The organism is Microbacterium sp. Leaf151 (genome assembly GCF_001424225.1).
Classification (GTDB): Bacteria; Actinomycetota; Actinomycetes; order Actinomycetales; family Microbacteriaceae; genus Microbacterium.
Map to the genome: position 1 here is coordinate 102365 of NZ_LMOR01000001.1, position 18212 is coordinate 120576.

Genomic DNA, 18212 nt, shown 5'->3' on the forward strand with positions numbered 1-18212 from the left:
GCGATGTCGACGGAGCACTCAGAAGGCTTGCTCGATCCACGCGTCTCCCGAGACGCGCTCGCCGAGGAAGGTGCCCGTCGGTTCGGCGGTGCCCTCGTAGATCGGGGCGCCGCTGGCGGAGAACTCCTGGTCCTGAAGCCGCGTCGACACGAGGATGTCGGCGTCGAACGACGGGATCTCCACGCGGAATCGTTGCGCGTAGCTGTTGCCCGTCGAGGGGCTCGTCCACAACTCGCCGACCGGGGTGATGGTACTGGCGACGTAGAAGGTCTCGCCGTCCGGGTCCTGGATCGTCGCGAACGCGTCGACCGAGACGTCGATCTCGGGCTTGTAGCCCTCCCCGATCATGCCGGCCGTCGACATGGTGTACCCGTTGTCGAGCTGGATGTCCTGCAGCAGCCACCGCACGCGGGTGTCCGCCGAGTTGCCGCCGAAGTATCCGTACTCGTGGTCCATCCAGGTCGTGCCGGTGACGGCGTGCGTCTCGCCCCCGAAACGGACGGTGCCGGATGCCTTCAGCCGGGTGAACGAGAAGTAGTAGTTGTCCTTCTGCAGGCTCTGCGTCTTCGCGCTCGGTTCCACGCCCGTGCCGAAGATGAACATCGGACGGCCCTGCTGCGACAGCGTCAGGTCGAACTCGACCTCGTCGAGTGTCTTGGCATCCTGCAGGACCGCCGTCACCGAGATGTCGCGCGTCGGATCCGCCTGGGGCGCCGTCATGACGACGGAATGGCGCACAGCCACGGCGGTAGCTCCCGAGCCCCCGCCGCCGACGAGGGTCACGGTCGGTGTCGTCGTGTATCCCGAACCCGGTCTGAGCAGGATGATCTGGGTCACTCCGCCCTTGTCGTCGAGGATGGCGATGGCGGAGGCCCCGGTGCCATCGCCCTCGAAGTGGACGGACGGTGCCTCGGTGTAGCCGGAGCCCGTGTCGGTGACGCTGAACCCGCCGACGAGCCACTCAGGATCGCCCAGTCGCGCGTACCACTGCTTCGACGGGTCGCCCTCGGCCCAGGTGTCGACGTCGAACACCCCGAACGGCTTGGGTCCGTATACCTGCGTGCGCTCGTAGTGGCGGCCTCCCTGTACGTCGCTGAGCGAGATCTGCGACATCCCGAAATGCTGGCCGTTGAAGGACGCGGCGTTGATGTCGAAGCCGAACACGCGGTCGCCGGCCCGGAGGGTCCCGATGTGCCACCACCATTCGGTGGGCGCACCGGCGTGCCGGTACATGTCCTTCGGCAGGCTCAGCACGACGTTCTGCTCGGGCACCGGGGCCGGCTTGGTCGTCCCCCGCCAGAGCGGATTGTCGGGAACGGGGACCGACGGCGCGGTCACAGCGCTGGGCTTCTTCTTCACGATCGCCGCGATCGCCGCCACGACAAGTCCGATCCCGACCAAGCGGGTCCTCCACGACACACGTCCCATGGTCGGAGTGTAGTGACGGCGGGTGTCGAGCGGGGTGCCGGTTCGCCGCGGCTCGCCCCGGCCGGCGGAGGGAATTCGGCGAGCGGAGGACCCCGCGGCCGAACCCATCCTCCGCCCACGGAATCTCCTCCGCTTCCGCGGGCGCCAGCCCCGCACCGAGCGACGGATTCGCGCAGAATGCGACGCGGCGTATGCGCATGTCGTATGCAGCGGGCAGACTGGGCGCATGAGCAGTCGCGCAGGGCAGCCCGCAGAGGCATCCGATCTCATCGACATCGACGAACTGATCTCGGCGTACTACGACCGCAAACCGGATGCCGCGGTGCCCGAGCAGCGCGTCGCGTTCGGTACCAGCGGTCACCGAGGGTCGTCGCTGAGCACCAGCTTCAACGAGGACCACATCCTCGCCACGACGCAGGCCATCGTCGACTACCGCGCCGCGCAGGGGATCACGGGGCCGCTCTTCCTCGGTCGCGACACCCACGGTCTGTCACTGCCCGCAGAGCGCAGCGCCGTCGAGGTGCTGGTCGCGAACGGCGTCGACGTGCGCGTCGACTCCCGCGACGCCTGGGTGCCGACACCGGCGCTCAGTCACGCCATCCTGACCTACAACAAGGGGCGCTCGCTCGACGACGCCGGTCGCGCCGACGGCATCGTCGTCACCCCGTCGCACAATCCGCCGCGCGACGGCGGCTTCAAGTACAACCCGCCGCACGGCGGACCCGCCGACACCGACGCGACCGGCTGGATCGCCGACCGTGCGAACGAGCTCATCGCCGCCGGCCTCGCGGGAGTGAACCGCACACCGCAGACCGAGATCGACCTCGAGAGCCTCGGGCAGTACGACTTCCGCGACGCGTATGTGCGCGACCTGGCATCCATCATCGACGTGGATGCCATCAAGGACGCCGGGGTGCGCATCGGCGCCGACCCGCTGGGCGGAGCATCGGTGGAGTACTGGGCGCTCATCGCCGAGGTGTACGGCCTCGATCTGACGGTCGTGAACCCCGAGGTCGACCCGACGTGGAAGTTCATGACGCTCGACTGGGATGAGAAGATCCGGATGGATCCCTCCTCGCCGTCGGCCATGGCCTCGCTGGTCGCCGCGCGCGACGAGTACGACATCCTCACGGGCAACGACGCCGACGCCGACCGCCACGGCATCGTCACCCCCGACGCGGGGCTGATGAACCCCAACCACTACCTCGCCGTCGCGATCGACTACCTGTTCTCTCACCGCGAGGGATGGCCGACGGATGCCGCGATCGGCAAAACCCTCGTGTCGTCGATGATCATCGATCGCGTCGCCGCTTCGCTCGGCAAGACGCTGCTGGAGGTTCCGGTCGGCTTCAAGTGGTTCGTGCCGGGGCTCCTCGACGGCTCAGTCGCGTTCGGCGGCGAGGAATCCGCCGGTGCGTCGTTCCTGCGCAAGGACGGTTCCGTCTGGACCACCGACAAAGACGGCATCCTGCTCTGTCTCCTCGCGGCCGAGATCCTCGCCGTCACCGGCAAGACTCCCTCGCAGCGCTACGCCGAACTCGAGGCGGAGTTCGGCGCCTCGGCCTACCAGCGCGTCGACGCAGCGGCGACGCCCGCGCAGAAGTCGGCTCTGTCGAAGCTGTCTCCGGATGCCGTCTCGGCCACCGAGCTCGCGGGCGAGACGATCACCGCGAAGCTGTCGCACGCGCCCGGCAACGGCGCCGCGATCGGCGGCCTGAAGGTGCAGACCGAGTCGGCCTGGTTCGCCGCCCGTCCCTCGGGCACCGAAGACGTGTACAAGCTGTACGCCGAGTCGCTGCGCGGCGAGGAGCACCTGCGCGAGGTACAGGAAGAGGCGCGCGCGGTCGTATCGGCCGCCCTCGGCCAAGCCTGACGTTTCGTCCGACGCGGCGTCGCCCTCCGGGGCGGCGCCGCTTTCGCGTGCGGGTGCCTGAGCGGTGCGTCGGTGCGGCGTCTGCGGCGGGGTCCCCGCATCCATAAACGCCATCCGTGCGCATAAACGTCGATTCGGCGTCTGCGGCGGGGTCCCGGCATCCATAAACGCCATCCGTGCGCATAAACACGGTGACGCCGCGTTTATGCGCAGGAATCGCGTTTACGCGCGATCGGCGAGGGACGGCGAGCGCCCGGCAGCATGCGGCGGCCCGGAGAGGGGCGGGGCCCGGCGGAGGGCGGGGCCTCGCGAGCGGCGGAACCCGCGGGGCGGGGGCGGCGGGGTCCCGGCATCCATAAACGCCATCCGTGCGCATAAACACGGTGACGCCGCGTTTATGCGCAGGAACAGCGTTTACGCGTGATCGGCGAGGGACGGCGAGCGCCCGGCAGCATGCGGCGGCCCGGAGGAGGCGGCCCGGAGGGAGCGTCCCGGAGGGAGCGGCCCGGAGGGGGGCGGAACGCTCGGGGACGGCGGGAGGCAGTTCGACGGGGAGACGGATGCCGCGGCCCCGGCGCTCGGGGAGCGTCGGGGCCGTGGCGTCAGGGTAACGCCGGCTCAGAAGGCCGGGATCACGCGGGGGCGAAGGTCTTCGCGTCGATGACGAAGCGGTAGCGCACGTCGCTGTTGAGAACGCGCTCGTAGGCCTCGTTGATCTGGTCGGCCGAGATGAGCTCGGTTTCGGGGGCGATGCCGTGCTCGGCGCAGAAGTCGAGCATCTCCTGGGTCTCGCGGATGCCACCGATCGACGACCCGGCGAAGGAACGACGGTTCGTGAAGAGGGTGAAGACCTGGATGGGCAGGGGCTCCGGCGGGGCGCCGACGTTGACCATCGTGCCGTTGAGCGTGAGCAGCCCGAGGTACTGCTTGAGCTCGAGCGGCGCACTCACGGTGTTGACGATGAGGTCGAAGGTGTTCTTCAGCGTGGTGAAGGTCTCTTCGTCCTTCGTCGCGTAGTAGTGGTCGGCGCCCATCTTCAGGCCGTCGTCCTTCTTGCCCAGCGTCTGCGAGAGCACGGTGACCTCGGCGCCCATGGCGTGGGCGATCTTGACGGCCATGTGTCCGAGCCCACCGAGACCGACCACGGCGACCTTCTTGCCGGGGCCGGCGTTCCAGTGGTTCAGCGGCGAGTAGGTCGTGATCCCGGCGCACAGCAGCGGGGCCGCCTTCTCGTAGGGGATCGACTCGGGTACTCTCAACACGAAGTTCTCATCGACGACGATCTTCTCGGAGTAGCCGCCCTGGGTGATCGAGCCGTCGACGTCTTTACCGGCGTAGGTGCCGATGTTGCCCTTCTCGCAGTACTGCTCCTCGCCGGCGAGGCAGTTGTCGCACTCGCGGCAGGAGTTGACCATGCAGCCGACGCCGACACGATCGCCGACCTTGTGGCTGGTGACGTCGGAGCCGACCTCGGCGACCGTACCGACGATCTCGTGGCCGACGGTGAGGGGGTAGGGCACGTCGCCCCACTCGCCGCGGATGGTGTGGATGTCGGAGTGGCAGATGCCGGCGTAGGCGATGTCGATGAGGACATCCTTCGGGCCGACGTCACGACGCTCGATCGTCGTGGGTTCGAGGGGTGAGGTCGCGGACGACGCCGCGTAGGCGTTGACGTGCATGGTTCTCCTGTGGGGATCGATTCAGAGGAATCCATCCTCTGTCACAGCTCGTCTCGGATGGGGACCCTTGACGGATGCCGAAAGGGGCGGCGAACCCGTCGCCGCCCCTTCCGTCATCGAATTACTTGCAGGTGGCGGCCGGGATGACCGTCGTGGCGGTCGCGGGTGTGCCGTTCACGGTCGAGGTGACCGTCGCGGTCCCGGCGGTGATCGACGTCTGGCGCGTGCTGAACGTCGCCGACGCGCGCTTCCCGGGCTCGACGGCGCCGACGTTCTTCGCCCCGTAGGGGGTGTCGATCCGCACGTCGGCGCGGGTGGCGCCGTTGTTCTGCACCGTCACCGCGACGACGACCTTCCCTGCTACGCACCGCGACGACGCGGTCGCGGCGACGGTCGCGGCCGGGACGCGTGTCACGGTCACGGTGTAGGTGCGCTCCGCACCGTTCGGAGCGGTCACTCGCACGGTTCCGACACCGTTGGCGTCGGCGGGCTGGGTGATCCGCACCACGGCATCCTTGTCCACCGCCTGTGCGTTCAGCGTGGGCCACGCGTCTCCCACGACCGTGGTCGTGTAGTCGGCGCGCGCCGGGTCGAACCCGTCGACGGCGTTGACCCCCAGGGTCAATCGCGCAAGATCGGCGATGCCCGCCGACGACGGCGCCGCGGCGAAGATCTCGACCTCGGAGACGACCATGTGAGTCTGCGACCGCGCGTTCATCACGACCCGCACCTCGTCGGCGGCGACGCCTCCCAGCGACACCTCCACCTTCGGCGCACCCGTCGCAGGTGCCGGGACGGTCTGCAGTGTGCCCTGCGTCCAGGCTCCGCCCGCGGTGCGGTAGTCCACGCGCAGGGTGTCAGCCCAGCTCGTCCCACCGTCGCGGTAGAACTGCACGGCCACGCGCTTGACCGTCTCGGTGCTGGAGAGACCGTACGTCAGGGTGTCCTGGGTGTTCTTCGTGCCCGAGCGCCAGTTCGACCAGCCCTTGTCCGCGCTCTGACCGTTGATGGTGCGGTCGATCGGGTAGCCGCTCTCGGTGAAGGTCGCCGACGGCCGGCTCTGCGGTGCGACGTTGCGCTCGACGGCATCCGTCACGATCACCGTCAACCGCGCGGGCAGATTCTCGCCACCCGGGCCGGTCGCGGTGCCGCTCACGACCACGGTGCCCGCCGTCGCGAACGCCGCGTCGGTCAGGTCGCCCCAGGCCCAGGTGACGGGTGTCCAGAAGCCCGCGCCGTCGGCGCGCACCTCGCCTTGCACGTCCTTCGGCGCCAGCGCCTTCACGCTCGAGAGCGCGCTGCCCGCGGCGACCGTCAGCGAGATGGGTCGTGCTGCCGTGTAGGCGCCGACCTCCACGGTGGCGGTGGCCTCGACGGCAGCCCCGAAGATGTCGGTGCCGGTGCCACGGACGGTCACGGTGCCGGCCCTGGACCAGTCCTTACCCTCGAGCTGCCAGGTGACGGGGACCGCGCGGACGGTCTTGCCGGCGTAGCTGGCGGCGACCGTGGTGGGCAGGGTGGGTGCGGTGCCGACCGGGGTGCTCACCGTGACCGGCTCGACACCGAGCACCGCGGTGCCCGACAGGCGCCACAGCTGGTTGCTACCGCCGTTCGACGTCCACAGGCCCACGCGGGTCTCGGGCTGGGAGCTGGCGCCGTTGACGTCGAGCACGCGCTCGCCCCCGACGCTCAGCAACGAGTAGGTCGCTCCATCGGTGGTCGACGCCATCCACTGCAGGTTCGGGTCGGAGGCCGCGGCGGTCGGGTCGGAATCCACCAGGGTGGTTCCGCCGTTCGAGACCGCGAGGTATTGCCCGGCCGCGTTCTCGAGCGTGAAGCGGTGGCGGTTGGTCCCCTCGCCGCTGAGCGAACGCACCGTCCAGGCCTGCGTCTTCGCCGCGGCCGCGGTGGTGGCGAGCGGGCGGATGGCCAGCGAGGCGCCTCCGTCGAGAGCGAGGCCGCTCTGCACGCCCGTCAGCTGCACGGACTGCCCGTTGCGGAAGCTCGCAGCGGTGTCGGCGGTTCCCGAAACGCCGTCGATCACGAATGTGGTGACCGACCGCGCCGGAACGGTGAGCAGCGCCGTCTTCGTCGCGGGGTTCACGGTCACGGGCGCACCCTGCTTGAGGGCGTTGACCGTGGGGTTCTCGAGCGTGGACTGCGTCGTGACGATGGGCGTCACGGTGGCATTCGCCGGCACGGTGCCGAAGTCGTTCAGGTCGATCTCGACGGTACGCTCGGCGTTCTCCGTGTTCACGTGCACCACGGTCGCGCCCGTGCCGTCGGCGTCGATCGCCGCGGTCGACTGCGAGTTGGAGCTGGCGACCAGTCGGTCGCCGGGCTCGATGAAGTGCGTGAAGTTGCGGACGGTGTTGAACTTCTCGTTCGTCAGCACCTTGCAGCTCGGGTCGGCGTCGCCGTCCTTCAGACGGCGCTCGGAGTTGCCTTCGGCGTTGCAGTCGAAGTCGATGAAGACACTGCCCCAGTTGAGCTTCTCGACCTTCTCCATGTTGTAGAGGTCTTCGACCGGCTGCCAGAACACCCAGGCGTCGGGCTCCAGCTCGCGCAGGTCTCCGACGATGTGCTCCGCCATGCCGAGACCGTTGCCGATGTCCACGGGATTGAATCCCTGACCGGGGGTCCAGTTGCCCTCGACCTCGCTCATCCACAGCGGTTTGTCGGCGGCTTTGGCGATGTCACGGACGACCTGGCGTCCACCGGTGCCGTAGGTGTGCACGTTGAGCTGCTCGACGGCGGACTTCGCCGCAGGCGTCCAGGCGTTCCAGTTGGTGGCGAAGATGCCCGGGTTCGTCTCGTCCATGGCCGAGATGACGGCATCGGTCGTCGTGTCGGGATCGGCCAGCCGCGCGGCGAGAACCTTGATCATCTCGTCCTGGCGCTGCGGTCCGATGTGCGCGCCCTCCTGGCGGCTGGCACTGGTGGGCCAGGTCTGCCCTGCGGGGATGTTCGTCGACCAGTAGTTGGTGTTCGGCTCGTTGAACGGGTCGATCGTGTCGAACTGGATGCCGTGCTCTTTCTCGAGCTCGTCGACGACGGTGGTCAGATACCCGGCGAACTTGTCCATGTCGGCGGTGGCGAGCTGCTCACTGGTGGCGTTGTTGATGCCGCCCGAGACGTAGCCGCTCTGGGTGAGGAAGTAGGGCGGCGAGTTGCTGAAGGCCTCCCAGTGGGTGATCTTGCCCTTCAGTGCATCGATCCACCAGCGCTGGGCGGAGTCGGCCGAGAAGTCGTAGTGGGTCGGGTCGTCGGGGTTCCACGCGGCCTTGTAGCGCTCGCGGTCGGCGAAGGTCGAGGTGATCGCGCCTTGGCCGTCGGTGGCGGGCAGCTGGGGGTTCCAGAAACCAGGCACCGCGCCGCCGGGGCGGAGGTACGACGGCACGTCGGTCGCGTTGCCGCCGCCGATGTTGTACCGGGCGATGTTCAGGTTCAGGCCGTCCTCGCCGAAGACGGCGTCGAAGAGCTTCTGCCGCACGTCGGCAGGGTAGTTGCCGGTGGCGTTGGCGAACCACACCAGGCTCGTCCCCCACCCCTCGAACGGCTCGGATGCCGTCGCGGGGTTAGGTGCGATGCGCACGGGGGCGGTGGCGGCGTGGCTCTCGTCGGGCGCCGACACGACGGCACCCGCCGTGAGGGCGCCAGCGGTCAAGGCCACGGCGCACGTCATCGACAACAGTCGAGGTGACTTCATCGTCATTTCCGATCCGGCCGCTTCGATGCGGCCTCGTGGGGGAGTGTTGACGTCAACATAGGACGTCTAGCGCGAGCTTAGCCGAGGCTCGTGAGCGCACACAAGGTCCAGCGGTGCGTCCCTCGACCGTGATCGACCGCGGCGTGGCGTACGGCGGACGCCCCGACATGACGAAGCCGTCACGAAGCCGCCCCCGCTATGCGGACGGAAACTCAGCGAGGACCGGAGCTCTCGCGGACGACGAGCGACGTCGGCACGAGTGTGCGGGCGTGGTCGCCGCCCGTGCTCTCGATGTCGGCGATCAGGGCCTTCATCGCCTCCTCACCCACGCGTTCGAACCGCTGACGCACCGTGGTGAGCGGGGGCCAGAAGTTGGCCGCCTCAGGCATGTCGTCGAAGCCGACGACGCTGACCTCGCCGGGCACGCGGCGCCCCGCCTCATGAAGGGCTCGGATGACGCCGAGCGCCATCTGGTCGTTCGCCGCGAACACCGCGGTCACCTCGGGTCGCACCGCCAGCGCCGCACCGATGCGGTGGCCGGAGTCGGCCGTCCAGTCGCCGATCTGCACCTCGGGCGCCCGGCATCCGCGGTCCTCGAGGGCCGCCCGCCAGGCGTCGCGGCGACGCTCCGCGGCGAAGGACTCCAGCGGACCCGACACGTGCCACACCGTCTCGTGGCCGAGGTCGAGCAGGTGCTCGGTCGCGAGCCGTGCCCCCTGCGCCTGGTCGTTGTCGACGACGGCGTAGGGGTAGTCGGCGCTGGAATCGACGACGACGACCGGAAGGCCGGACGGGATCGCGAGCTCGTTCTCGCCGAGGCGGTGCGTCTCGATCAGGATGACGATGCCGTCGACAGCGTGCTCGCGCAGGCGCAGGAACGCGCCCGACACGTCAGACTGCGAGGCGGACTGCACCGTGATGAGCGTGATGGAGTACCCGGATGCCGCCGCCATCGACGCCAACGCGTCGAGTGTGCGGGTGTTGCCGTAGGAGCCCAACGAGAACATGATGACGCCGATGCTGCGGAAGCGCCCCGAGCGGAGAGCACGGGCGGCACTGTTGGGACGGTAGCCCAGGTGCGTCATCGCATCGAGCACGCGCTGGCGCGTGGCAGGATCGACGTTCGAGCGCCCGTTCGCCACGCGCGAAACCGTCTGCCCCGACACCCCCGCGGCCGCCGCGACGTCGGCCATCGACACCTCGCGCCGGCGTTCACGCGTCGGGATCACGGTCGACGCCGTCGTCGTCTCGCTCATGTCTGCCCCCTCGGGATGTTGACGTTGACACCTTAGCTGAGTGGGGTTATGTTTACGTCAACATCTCGGCCACCCGGACCGAATGCGCACCAACGAAGAGGCACTGGACGATGACGACCACAGCGGCACCCCCGCCCGCCCTGCGCACCCCGCGGCGCAAGCGGCGCACACGCATCGACGATCGCGGCTGGCTGTTCGTCGCCCCGTTCGCCATCGTTTTCGCGCTCGTCTTTCTCGCGCCGCTCGTGTACTCGATCTACCTCAGCCTCTTCCGTGAGCAGCTGATCGGCGGCAACGCCTTCGTCGGACTCGAGAACTACGTCGCGGCCTTCCAAGACGAGAAGTTCTGGGACGGCCTCATCCGCGTCTCGATCTTCCTCGTGGTGCAGGTGCCGATCATGCTGATCCTCGCCCTCGGCGCCGCGCTCGCCATCGACAGTGCACGCCTCCACGCGTCGAACTTCTACCGCATCGTGATCTTCCTGCCCTACGCCGTGCCCGCGGTCGTGGCGGTGCTCATGTGGGGCTACATCTACGGCGATCAGTTCGGTCTGGCCGGCAACGTCAACCAGCTGCTCGGCTCCGAGGTTCTACAGCCGTTCATCCCCCAGTGGATGCTCCTGTCGATCGGCAACATCGTCACGTGGCAGTTCGTCGGCTACAACATGCTCATCTTCTACTCGTCGCTGAAGACGATCCCCGGCGAGCTGTACGAAGCGGCATCCATCGACGGAGCGGGCGCCTGGCGCACCATCTTCTCGATCAAAATCCCCGCCGTCCGCGGAGCCGTGGTGATCGCCACGATCTTCTCGATCATCGGCAGCTTCCAGCTCTTCAATGAGCCGAACATCCTCAAGCCCCTGGCCCCGAACACGATCTCGACGTTCTTCACGCCGAACATGTACGCCTACAACCTCTCGTTCGCGGGCCAGCAGTACAACTACGCCGCGACGATCGCCATCATCATGGGTCTGATCACCGCGATCATCGCTTACGTCGTGCAGCTGCGCGGCTCACGTCAGGAGGCGCGATGACCACCGCGACCGCACCCCGCACCGACACCGTCGCGGTGACCACCGACCGCTCGCGCGGGCGCCGGTCCTTCGCGCACACGTCGCCGACGCACACCCGCCGCTCGGTCGTGCTGACCATCGTCATGAGCCTCTACCTCGTGTACACGCTCCTGCCGCTGGCCTGGCTGCTCATCAATGCCACCAAGACGCAGCCCGATCTGTTCTCGTCGTTCGGCCTGTGGTTCGGCGACAGCTTCGCCCTCGGCGACAACATCGTGCAGACATTCACGTACCGAGACGGCATCTTCCTTCGCTGGCTCGGCAACACCTTGCTCTACGTCGTGGTGGGCGCCGGCGGCGCGACCTTCCTCGCGACCCTGGCCGGCTACGGCCTGGCGAAGTACAACTTCCGCGGACGCAAGGCGGTCTTCGCCATCGTCCTCGGTGCCATCGCCGTGCCGGGCACCGCGCTCGCGGTGCCGACCTTCCTGTTATTCAGCCAACTGGGCCTGACCAACACCCCGTGGGCGATCATCATCCCCTCGCTCATCAGCCCTTTCGGGCTCTACCTGGTCTGGGTGTACGCGACCGACGCCATCCCCACCGAGCTGCTCGAGGCCGCACGCATGGACGGTGCGGGCGAGTTCCGCACGTTCTTCACGATCTCGATCCGTCTGCTCACGCCGGGCATCGTGACCGTGCTGCTGTTCGCCGTGGTGGCAACGTGGAACAACTACTTCCTGCCCCTCATCATGCTGAGCAACCCCGAGTGGTACCCGCTCACCGTCGGCCTCAACCAGTGGAACGCCCAGGCCGTCGGCGTCGGTGCCCAGCCCATCTACAACCTCGTCATCACCGGTTCGCTGCTGTCGATCATCCCGATCGTCGCCGCGTTCCTCGTGCTGCAGCGCTTCTGGCAATCGGGCCTCAGCGCCGGCAGCGTCAAGCAGTGATCACCCGAACTTCCCCCTGATCGGGGCGTCAGCCCCACCACCCGAAATACCCGGAGCGTCCTGCCCCGGTTTCACAACCCACCCTCACCGGAGCGTTCCGCCCCGGCATCCACAACAACGAAGTAGAGGAACCCGATGACAATCATGCGCAAGGGCACCGCCTTCCGGCGGACCGTCTTCGCCGTCGCCGCCGCCGCTCTGTCGGTCGGCGCGCTCACCGCCTGCTCCGGTGGCAACACCGACGGCACCACGGGCGGCGGCTCGGCCGACGACATCGAGGCGGCCCTCGAAGCCGGCGGCGAGATCACGTACTGGTCGTGGACCCCCTCGGCCGAGGCCCAGGTCGCCGCGTTCCAGGCGAAGTACCCGAACGTCAAGGTGAACCTGGTCAACGCCGGCACCAACACCGAGGAGTACACCAAGCTCCAGAACGCGATCAAGGCCGGCTCGGGTGCCCCCGACGTCGTGCAGATCGAGTACTACGCGTTCCCGCAGTTCGCGCTGTCGGAGTCGCTCCTCGACCTCGCCCCGTACGGCTTCGGCGACCTCGAGAGCGCCTACGCGAGCGGCCCGTGGGGTTCGGTCGACTTCGACGGCAAGATCTACGGCCTGCCGCAGGACTCCGGCCCCATGGCCCTGTTCTACAACAAGAGCGTCTTCGACCAGTACGGCATCGCCGTGCCCACCACCTGGGACGAGTACTACGACGCCGCGCAGAAGCTGCACGCCGCCGACCCGACCAAGTACATCACCGCCGACACCGGCGACTCCGGATTCACCACCAGCATGATCTGGCAGGCCGGCGGCACCCCGTTCTCGGCCGAGGGCACCGATGTCACCATCGACCTGCAGGACGACGGCTCGAAGAAGTTCGCCGAGAACTGGAACCGTCTCATCGAGGGCGATCTGCTCTCGACGACCCCCAGCTGGAGCGACGAGTGGTTCAAGGGCCTCGGCGACGGCTCCATCGCCTCGCTCGTGATCGGCGCCTGGATGCCCGGTGTGCTCGAGAGCTCGGTCGAAGACGGTGCGGGCAAGTGGGCCGTGGCGCCCATCCCGACCTACGACGGACAGCCCGCGACCTCTGAGAACGGCGGCGGCGGCCAGGCCGTGACCAAGCAGAGCAAGAACCCCGCCCTCGCGGCCGGCTTCCTCAAGTGGCTGAACAACGACGAGGAGAGCCTGCAGATCTTCGCCGAGTCGGGTGGCTTCCCCTCCACGACCGCGCAGCTGAGCGACCCCGCCTTCGTCGACAAGGAGTCGGAGTACTTCGGCGGCCAGCAGATCAACCAGGTGCTGACCGAGGCGTCGAGTGACGTCGTCGAGGGCTTCAGCTACCTGCCGTTCCAGGTCTACGCCAACAGCATCTACGGCGACACCGTGGGTCAGGCCTACGCCAACAAGAGCGACCTCAACGCGGGCCTGACCGCGTGGCAGGACCAGCTCGTGCAGTACGGCAACGACCAGGGCTTCTCGGTCAACAAGTAACCCGCACCATCGGGGCGGGCCGCAGCGTACGTCTGCGGCCCGCCCATCCCCCCCACCCGCATCACCGTCGACCGCGCCGCTCTCGGCGCCGAGGTACCGCGTCGCCTGTTCGGCTCATTCGTCGAACACATGGGCCGTTGCGTCTACGACGGCATACACTCGCCGGGGCATCCGAGCGCCGACGCTGCGGGATTCCGCGCCGACGTGCTCGATCTCGTACGGGAGCTCGGCGCGACCGTCGTGCGCTACCCCGGAGGCAACTTCGTCTCGGGATACCGCTGGGAAGACGGGGTGGGCCCGCGCGCGGAGCGCCCGGTGCGAGTGGATGCCGCGTGGCACAGCACCGAGAGCAACCAGGTCGGGCTGCACGAGTTCGCCGACTGGGCGGATGCCGCGGGCTTCGAGGTCATGGAGGCGGTCAACCTCGGCACGCGCGGCGTCGCCGAGGCCGCCGACCTGCTCGAGTACGCCAACCACCCCTCCGGCACCGCGCTCAGCGACCGCCGCCGGGCGAACGGTCGCGACGAGCCCTTCGGCATCCGGCTGTGGTGTCTCGGCAACGAGATGGACGGCCCGTGGCAGATCGGCCACAAGACCGCCGATGAGTACGGCCGTCTCGCCGCCGAGACAGCGCGCATGATGCGCTTCCTGGATCCCACGGTCGAGCTCGTGGCCGCCGGTAGCTCCAACCACGAGATGCCGACCTTCGGGGAGTGGGAGCGCGCGGTGCTCGGGCACACCGCCGGTCTCATCGACCACATCTCGGTGCACGCGTACTACGAGGAGGACCCGGAGGACCCGGCGAGCTTCCTCGCCAGCGGTGCCGCCCTCGACCGCTACATCGCCGACGTCATCGACATCATCGACGAGACCGGCGCGAAGACCCCCGACGGGGGCACGATCGGCATCAGCGTCGACGAGTGGAACGTATGGAACCAGACCCGCTGGAACGAGGTCGACAAGCCCCGCGTGTTCACCGGTGACTGGCCGATCGCCCCGCGCCTGATCGAAGACGATTACACCGTGACCGACGCCGTCGTCGTCGGTTCCCTGCTCATCACGCTGCTGCGTCGCTCGGACCGCGTCTCGATGGCCAACCTCGCGCAACTCGTGAACGTCATCGCGCCCATCCGCACCGAGCCCGGCGGCGGAGCGGCCTGGCGGCAGAGCACGTTCCACCCCTTCGCCCTCACCGCCAAGGCGGCATCCGGCCGGGTGGTGCTTCCGCGGGTCGACGGTGCCGTCATCGACACGGCGCGCCACGGGTCGGTCGACGCGGTGGACGCCGTCGCCACCGTCGACGGCAGTGACGTGTCGGTCTTCCTCGCGCACCGCGACCTGGACGCGGCCACCGAGGTCGAGCTCGACCTCGGCGCGGTCGAGCAGGTCGACGCCGTCATCGTAACGATCCCCGAGGGCGGCGACCGCCACACCACGAACTCCGCCGACGGCGAGCCCGTCGCACCCGCGCCGCTGGCCGTGGAGGCCGGCGCCGACGGCATCCTGCGCTTCACCCTCCCCGCCCTCGCCTGGGTGCGCCTGACCGCGCGCCTCACCGCCTGATCCCCGAAAGACACCGTGACGACCTTCACCATCGGCGAGACCGACTTCCTGCTCGACGGGCGACCGCACCAGGTCATTTCCGGCACGCTGCACTACTTCCGCATCCACCCCGAGCACTGGGCCGACCGCATCCGCACGGCCAAGGCGATGGGCCTCAACACCATCGAGACCTACGTGGCGTGGAACGCCCACGAGCCGGTCCGCGGCGAATGGGACGCGACCGGCTGGAACGACCTGGGCCGCTTCCTCGACCTCATCGCCGCGGAAGGCCTGCACGCCATCGTGCGCCCCGGCCCCTACATCTGCGCGGAGTGGCACAACGGCGGCCTGCCGGTCTGGCTCACCTCGACGCAGGGGATCGGCATCCGTCGCTCGGAACCGCAGTTCGTCGAGGCGGTGTCGGAGTATCTGCGCCGCGTGTACGAGATCGTCGCACCCCGCCAGATCGACCGCGGCGGCAACGTCGTGCTGGTGCAGATCGAGAACGAGTACGGCGCGTACGGCTCCGACAAGGACTACCTGCACGAACTGGTGCGAGTGACGAAGGACGCCGACATCACGGTGCCGCTGACAACCGTCGACCAGCCGATGCCGTGGATGCTCGAGGCCGGGAGCCTGCCCGAGCTGCACCTCACCGGGTCGTTCGGCTCGCGGTCGGAGGAGCGCCTGGCGACTCTGCGTGAGCACCAGGCCACAGGGCCGCTGATGTGCAGCGAATTCTGGGACGGCTGGTTCGACTGGTGGGGCAGCATCCACCACACCACCGACCCGGCGGCATCCGCCCACGACCTCGACGTGCTGCTCGCCGCGGGCGCCTCCGTGAACATCTACATGGTGCACGGCGGCACGAACTTCGGCACCACCAACGGCGCGAACGACAAGGGCCGGTTCGACCCCATCGTGACCTCCTACGACTACGACGCCCCCATCGACGAGTCGGGCCACCCCACGGCGAAGTTCCACGCGTTCCGCGAGGTCATCGCGAAGTATGCGACCGTGCCGCCCCTCGACGCGGCCCCCCGGCCGGAAGCCCCCTCCTTCGAGGTGACACTGTCGGGCGAGGGCGACTGGATGCCGGAGGCCACCGCCGTCGACCGCACCGCCGATCCGTCGACGTTCGAGGACCTCACCCACCTCGGGCCGCTCGTGCGGTACGACGTCGATCTCCCGGCGTTCTCGGGGCCGTCTGCCCTCGTCTTCGAAGAGGTGCGCGACCTGGCGTGGATCCACGTCGACGGCACCCCCGTCGGGCGCCTGTCACGGTCGCTGCACGAGCGTGCCCTCACGATCCCCGCGGGCTCGCGCCTCACCGTGCTCGTCGAGGACCAGGGTCGCGTCAACTACGCCGACCGTCTCGGCGAGGCGAAGGGCTTGATCGGTGCGGTGACCCTGAACGGTTCGCCGCTCACCGGGTGGACGGCGACGCCCGTCGATCTGACGTCCGCCGCCGGCACGGGCGAAGGCGCCGTCGGGCGCGCGCTCCTGCGCGGCACCTTCACCCTCGACGCGGCCGCCGACCTGTTCCTCGACACGGCCGGCTTCGGCAAGGGCTATGCATTCGTGAACGGCTTCTTCCTCGGCCGGTACTGGAACAACGTGCCGCAGAACACGCTCTACGTGCCCGGTCCCGCCACGCGAGCCGGCGCGAACGAGATCGTCGTGCTCGAGCTCGAGCACGCGGTCGAGCCGGTCGCGCGCTTCGTCGCCGCGCCGTCGCTGGGGCAGCTGGAGGAGTAAGCCCGTCGCCGGGTGTGAGAGCGAGTCGTCGCACCAGGCGACGCACCGAGAACAGGCCGATCTTCGCGGATCGGCCTGTTCTCATGAGGCGGGTGCGGCCTCCCCCGTCACGTCGCGTGCCGGGATACGTCGATCCAGGGGCCCGGCCGGAGAGCATCCGGATGCCACGACCTCGCCGCGTGGTCCGGAGCGTTCTCGGGCGTCACTCGCCGACGGGCACCGGCTCCGCGCCATCCGGGGTCTTCACCCGGAGGGACGGGCTGATGAAGCGGGCCCGGACGATGACCACCGCGGCGGCGGCCATGAGCACCGCGCCCAGCACGTACGGCGCCGCGTGTGCGACGTGCGCGTACAGCAACCCCGCCATGAGGGGTGCGACGGTGCCGACGGCGGCGTTGAGCGACTGCGCAGCACCGGCGATCCAGCCCTGCTCGTCGTCGCCCACGGCGTTGGAGAGCAGGCCGTCCATCGTGGCCTGGGCCGCGCCTTGCCCCGCGGCCAGGGTCAGCGCACCCACGATGAACAGCCACGGTTGCGCGAGCAGCGAGGCGACTCCGGCGAGCGCGACCAGCCCGACCATCTGCGTGACGATGCCGCTGACGACCACGCCCCGCTCGCCGATGCGCGGCAGCAGGAAGCCGAGCAACACGCCCTGGATGGCGATGTCGATGACACCGACGCACGCGGTGAGAAGCCCGATCGCGGTGGGGTTCCAGTCGATGGCGTCGAGGGCGAGCACGCTGAAGTTGTTGACGAAGAAGCCGAAGGGTAGACCCACCAGCACCAGCCCCAGCATGAGTCCGCGCAGTTCGGGGCGGCGGAAGACGCCGCGGAACACCGCGAACGGGTGCACGGCCCGCAGATCGAGCGAGGCGATGCGCTTGTTCGGCGAAAGGCTCTCCGGCAGGAGGAAGATGCTGACGATCGCGACCGTCAGCGCGAGGCCGGCGGTGACGAAGACGGGCAGGTCGACGTCGATGGCCGCGAGGGACCCGCCGAGGGCGGGTCCGACCATTGTGCCGATGCCGGCCGTCGCCCCCAGAACGCCGAAGCGTCGGGCGCGCTTCTCGGCCGGCGTGATGTCGGCGAGATAGGCGAAGAGGGCGGGCAGGTCGCCCGCGGTGACGCCCTGCACGATGCGACCGAGCAGGAGCACCCAGAGCGCACCTCCGATGCCGAAGAGCAGGAAGCCCAGTGCCGCGCCGAAGCCGGCGAAGATGATCACCGGCCGGCGGCCGTATCGGTCGGAGATGCGGCCGAGGAACGGTGCGACGAGGAACGCGCACAGCGCGTTGACGGTTTCGAGGATCCCGACCCACACGGCGAGATCGGAGGGGTTCGAGACGAAGCGGAGCACGACGAACGGCAGGACGGGCAGCACGACGGTCATGCCCGCGGTCGTCAGGGTCGTGATGACGACGAGCATGATCCAGGCGCGGCGGCTCTGGTCGAGAGAGGGAGAAGGTGAAGTCACGCCGTAACTGTACTCGTACCAGTTTCGGTGTCAATACGA

General features: G+C 68.8%; 11 protein-coding genes. 6 read left to right on the top strand and 5 right to left on the bottom strand.

What is annotated here, in order from left to right:
- Positions 1-18: 18 nt before the first annotated feature.
- The gene (locus ASF76_RS16905) at positions 19-1428 is read right to left on the bottom strand and encodes a lipocalin-like domain-containing protein (protein ID WP_162240794.1); all 1410 of its coding nucleotides are present in this window, start codon (positions 1426-1428) and stop codon (positions 19-21) included.
- Positions 1429-1654: 226 nt separating this feature from the next.
- Between ASF76_RS16905 and pgm the strand changes: the two genes are divergently transcribed.
- Entirely contained in the window at positions 1655-3301 is a 1647-nt protein-coding gene (gene pgm / locus ASF76_RS00455) for a phosphoglucomutase (alpha-D-glucose-1,6-bisphosphate-dependent) (RefSeq protein WP_055951391.1), read from the top strand.
- Between the two features lie 632 nt (positions 3302-3933).
- On the opposite strand, the gene ASF76_RS00460 is transcribed toward pgm, so the two are convergent.
- The 3 genes from ASF76_RS00460 to ASF76_RS00470 form a co-directional block, all read right to left on the bottom strand.
- Complete coding sequence (locus ASF76_RS00460; RefSeq protein WP_055951394.1) at positions 3934-4980, bottom strand: NAD(P)-dependent alcohol dehydrogenase; 1047 nt, start codon at positions 4978-4980, stop codon at positions 3934-3936.
- 121 nt (positions 4981-5101) lie between these two features.
- The gene (locus tag ASF76_RS00465) at positions 5102-8689 is read right to left on the bottom strand and encodes an RICIN domain-containing protein (RefSeq protein ID WP_082484837.1); all 3588 of its coding nucleotides are present in this window, start codon (positions 8687-8689) and stop codon (positions 5102-5104) included.
- A gap of 212 nt (positions 8690-8901) precedes the next feature.
- A complete protein-coding gene (locus ASF76_RS00470) occupies positions 8902-9945 on the bottom strand; it encodes a LacI family DNA-binding transcriptional regulator (protein ID WP_055951400.1) in 1044 nt (347 codons plus the stop codon).
- A gap of 110 nt (positions 9946-10055) precedes the next feature.
- Between ASF76_RS00470 and ASF76_RS00475 the strand changes: the two genes are divergently transcribed.
- From ASF76_RS00475 to ASF76_RS00495, 5 genes are all read left to right on the top strand, one after another.
- Complete coding sequence (locus ASF76_RS00475; protein ID WP_055951403.1) at positions 10056-10979, top strand: carbohydrate ABC transporter permease; 924 nt, start codon at positions 10056-10058, stop codon at positions 10977-10979.
- A gap of 122 nt (positions 10980-11101) precedes the next feature.
- Positions 11102-11911, top strand: a complete 810-nt coding sequence (locus tag ASF76_RS00480) for a carbohydrate ABC transporter permease (protein WP_055953234.1) — start codon at positions 11102-11104, stop codon at positions 11909-11911.
- Between the two features lie 135 nt (positions 11912-12046).
- Positions 12047-13399: an ABC transporter substrate-binding protein gene (locus ASF76_RS00485; RefSeq protein ID WP_156459071.1), complete on the top strand. Its 1353-nt coding sequence runs from the start codon at positions 12047-12049 to the stop codon at positions 13397-13399.
- 129 nt (positions 13400-13528) lie between these two features.
- Positions 13529-14962 (top strand): alpha-N-arabinofuranosidase, encoded by a 1434-nt coding sequence (locus ASF76_RS00490; protein WP_082484766.1) that lies wholly within the window; start codon positions 13529-13531, stop codon positions 14960-14962.
- 15 nt (positions 14963-14977) lie between these two features.
- On the top strand, positions 14978-16699 hold the full coding sequence (locus ASF76_RS00495; protein ID WP_055951409.1) for a glycoside hydrolase family 35 protein: 1722 nt from the start codon (positions 14978-14980) through the stop codon (positions 16697-16699).
- A gap of 202 nt (positions 16700-16901) precedes the next feature.
- Here the strand turns inward: ASF76_RS00495 and ASF76_RS00500 are convergent, their stop codons facing one another.
- On the bottom strand, positions 16902-18173 hold the full coding sequence (locus tag ASF76_RS00500; RefSeq protein ID WP_235561198.1) for an MFS transporter: 1272 nt from the start codon (positions 18171-18173) through the stop codon (positions 16902-16904).
- Positions 18174-18212: the final 39 nt, after the last annotated feature.

Excerpts from the sequence above, each read along its gene's own strand:
- ASF76_RS16905 (WP_162240794.1), bottom strand. The coding sequence starts at position 1,428 with ATGGGACGTGTGTCGTGGAGGACCCGCTTGGTCGGGATCGGACTTGTC.
- pgm (WP_055951391.1), top strand. The coding sequence starts at position 1,655 with ATGAGCAGTCGCGCAGGGCAGCCCGCAGAGGCATCCGATCTCATCGAC.
- ASF76_RS00460 (WP_055951394.1), bottom strand. The coding sequence starts at position 4,980 with ATGCACGTCAACGCCTACGCGGCGTCGTCCGCGACCTCACCCCTCGAA.
- ASF76_RS00465 (WP_082484837.1), bottom strand. The coding sequence starts at position 8,689 with ATGAAGTCACCTCGACTGTTGTCGATGACGTGCGCCGTGGCCTTGACC.
- ASF76_RS00470 (WP_055951400.1), bottom strand. The coding sequence starts at position 9,945 with ATGAGCGAGACGACGACGGCGTCGACCGTGATCCCGACGCGTGAACGC.
- ASF76_RS00475 (WP_055951403.1), top strand. The coding sequence starts at position 10,056 with ATGACGACCACAGCGGCACCCCCGCCCGCCCTGCGCACCCCGCGGCGC.
- ASF76_RS00480 (WP_055953234.1), top strand. The coding sequence starts at position 11,102 with ATGAGCCTCTACCTCGTGTACACGCTCCTGCCGCTGGCCTGGCTGCTC.
- ASF76_RS00485 (WP_156459071.1), top strand. The coding sequence starts at position 12,047 with ATGACAATCATGCGCAAGGGCACCGCCTTCCGGCGGACCGTCTTCGCC.
- ASF76_RS00490 (WP_082484766.1), top strand. The coding sequence starts at position 13,529 with ATGGGCCGTTGCGTCTACGACGGCATACACTCGCCGGGGCATCCGAGC.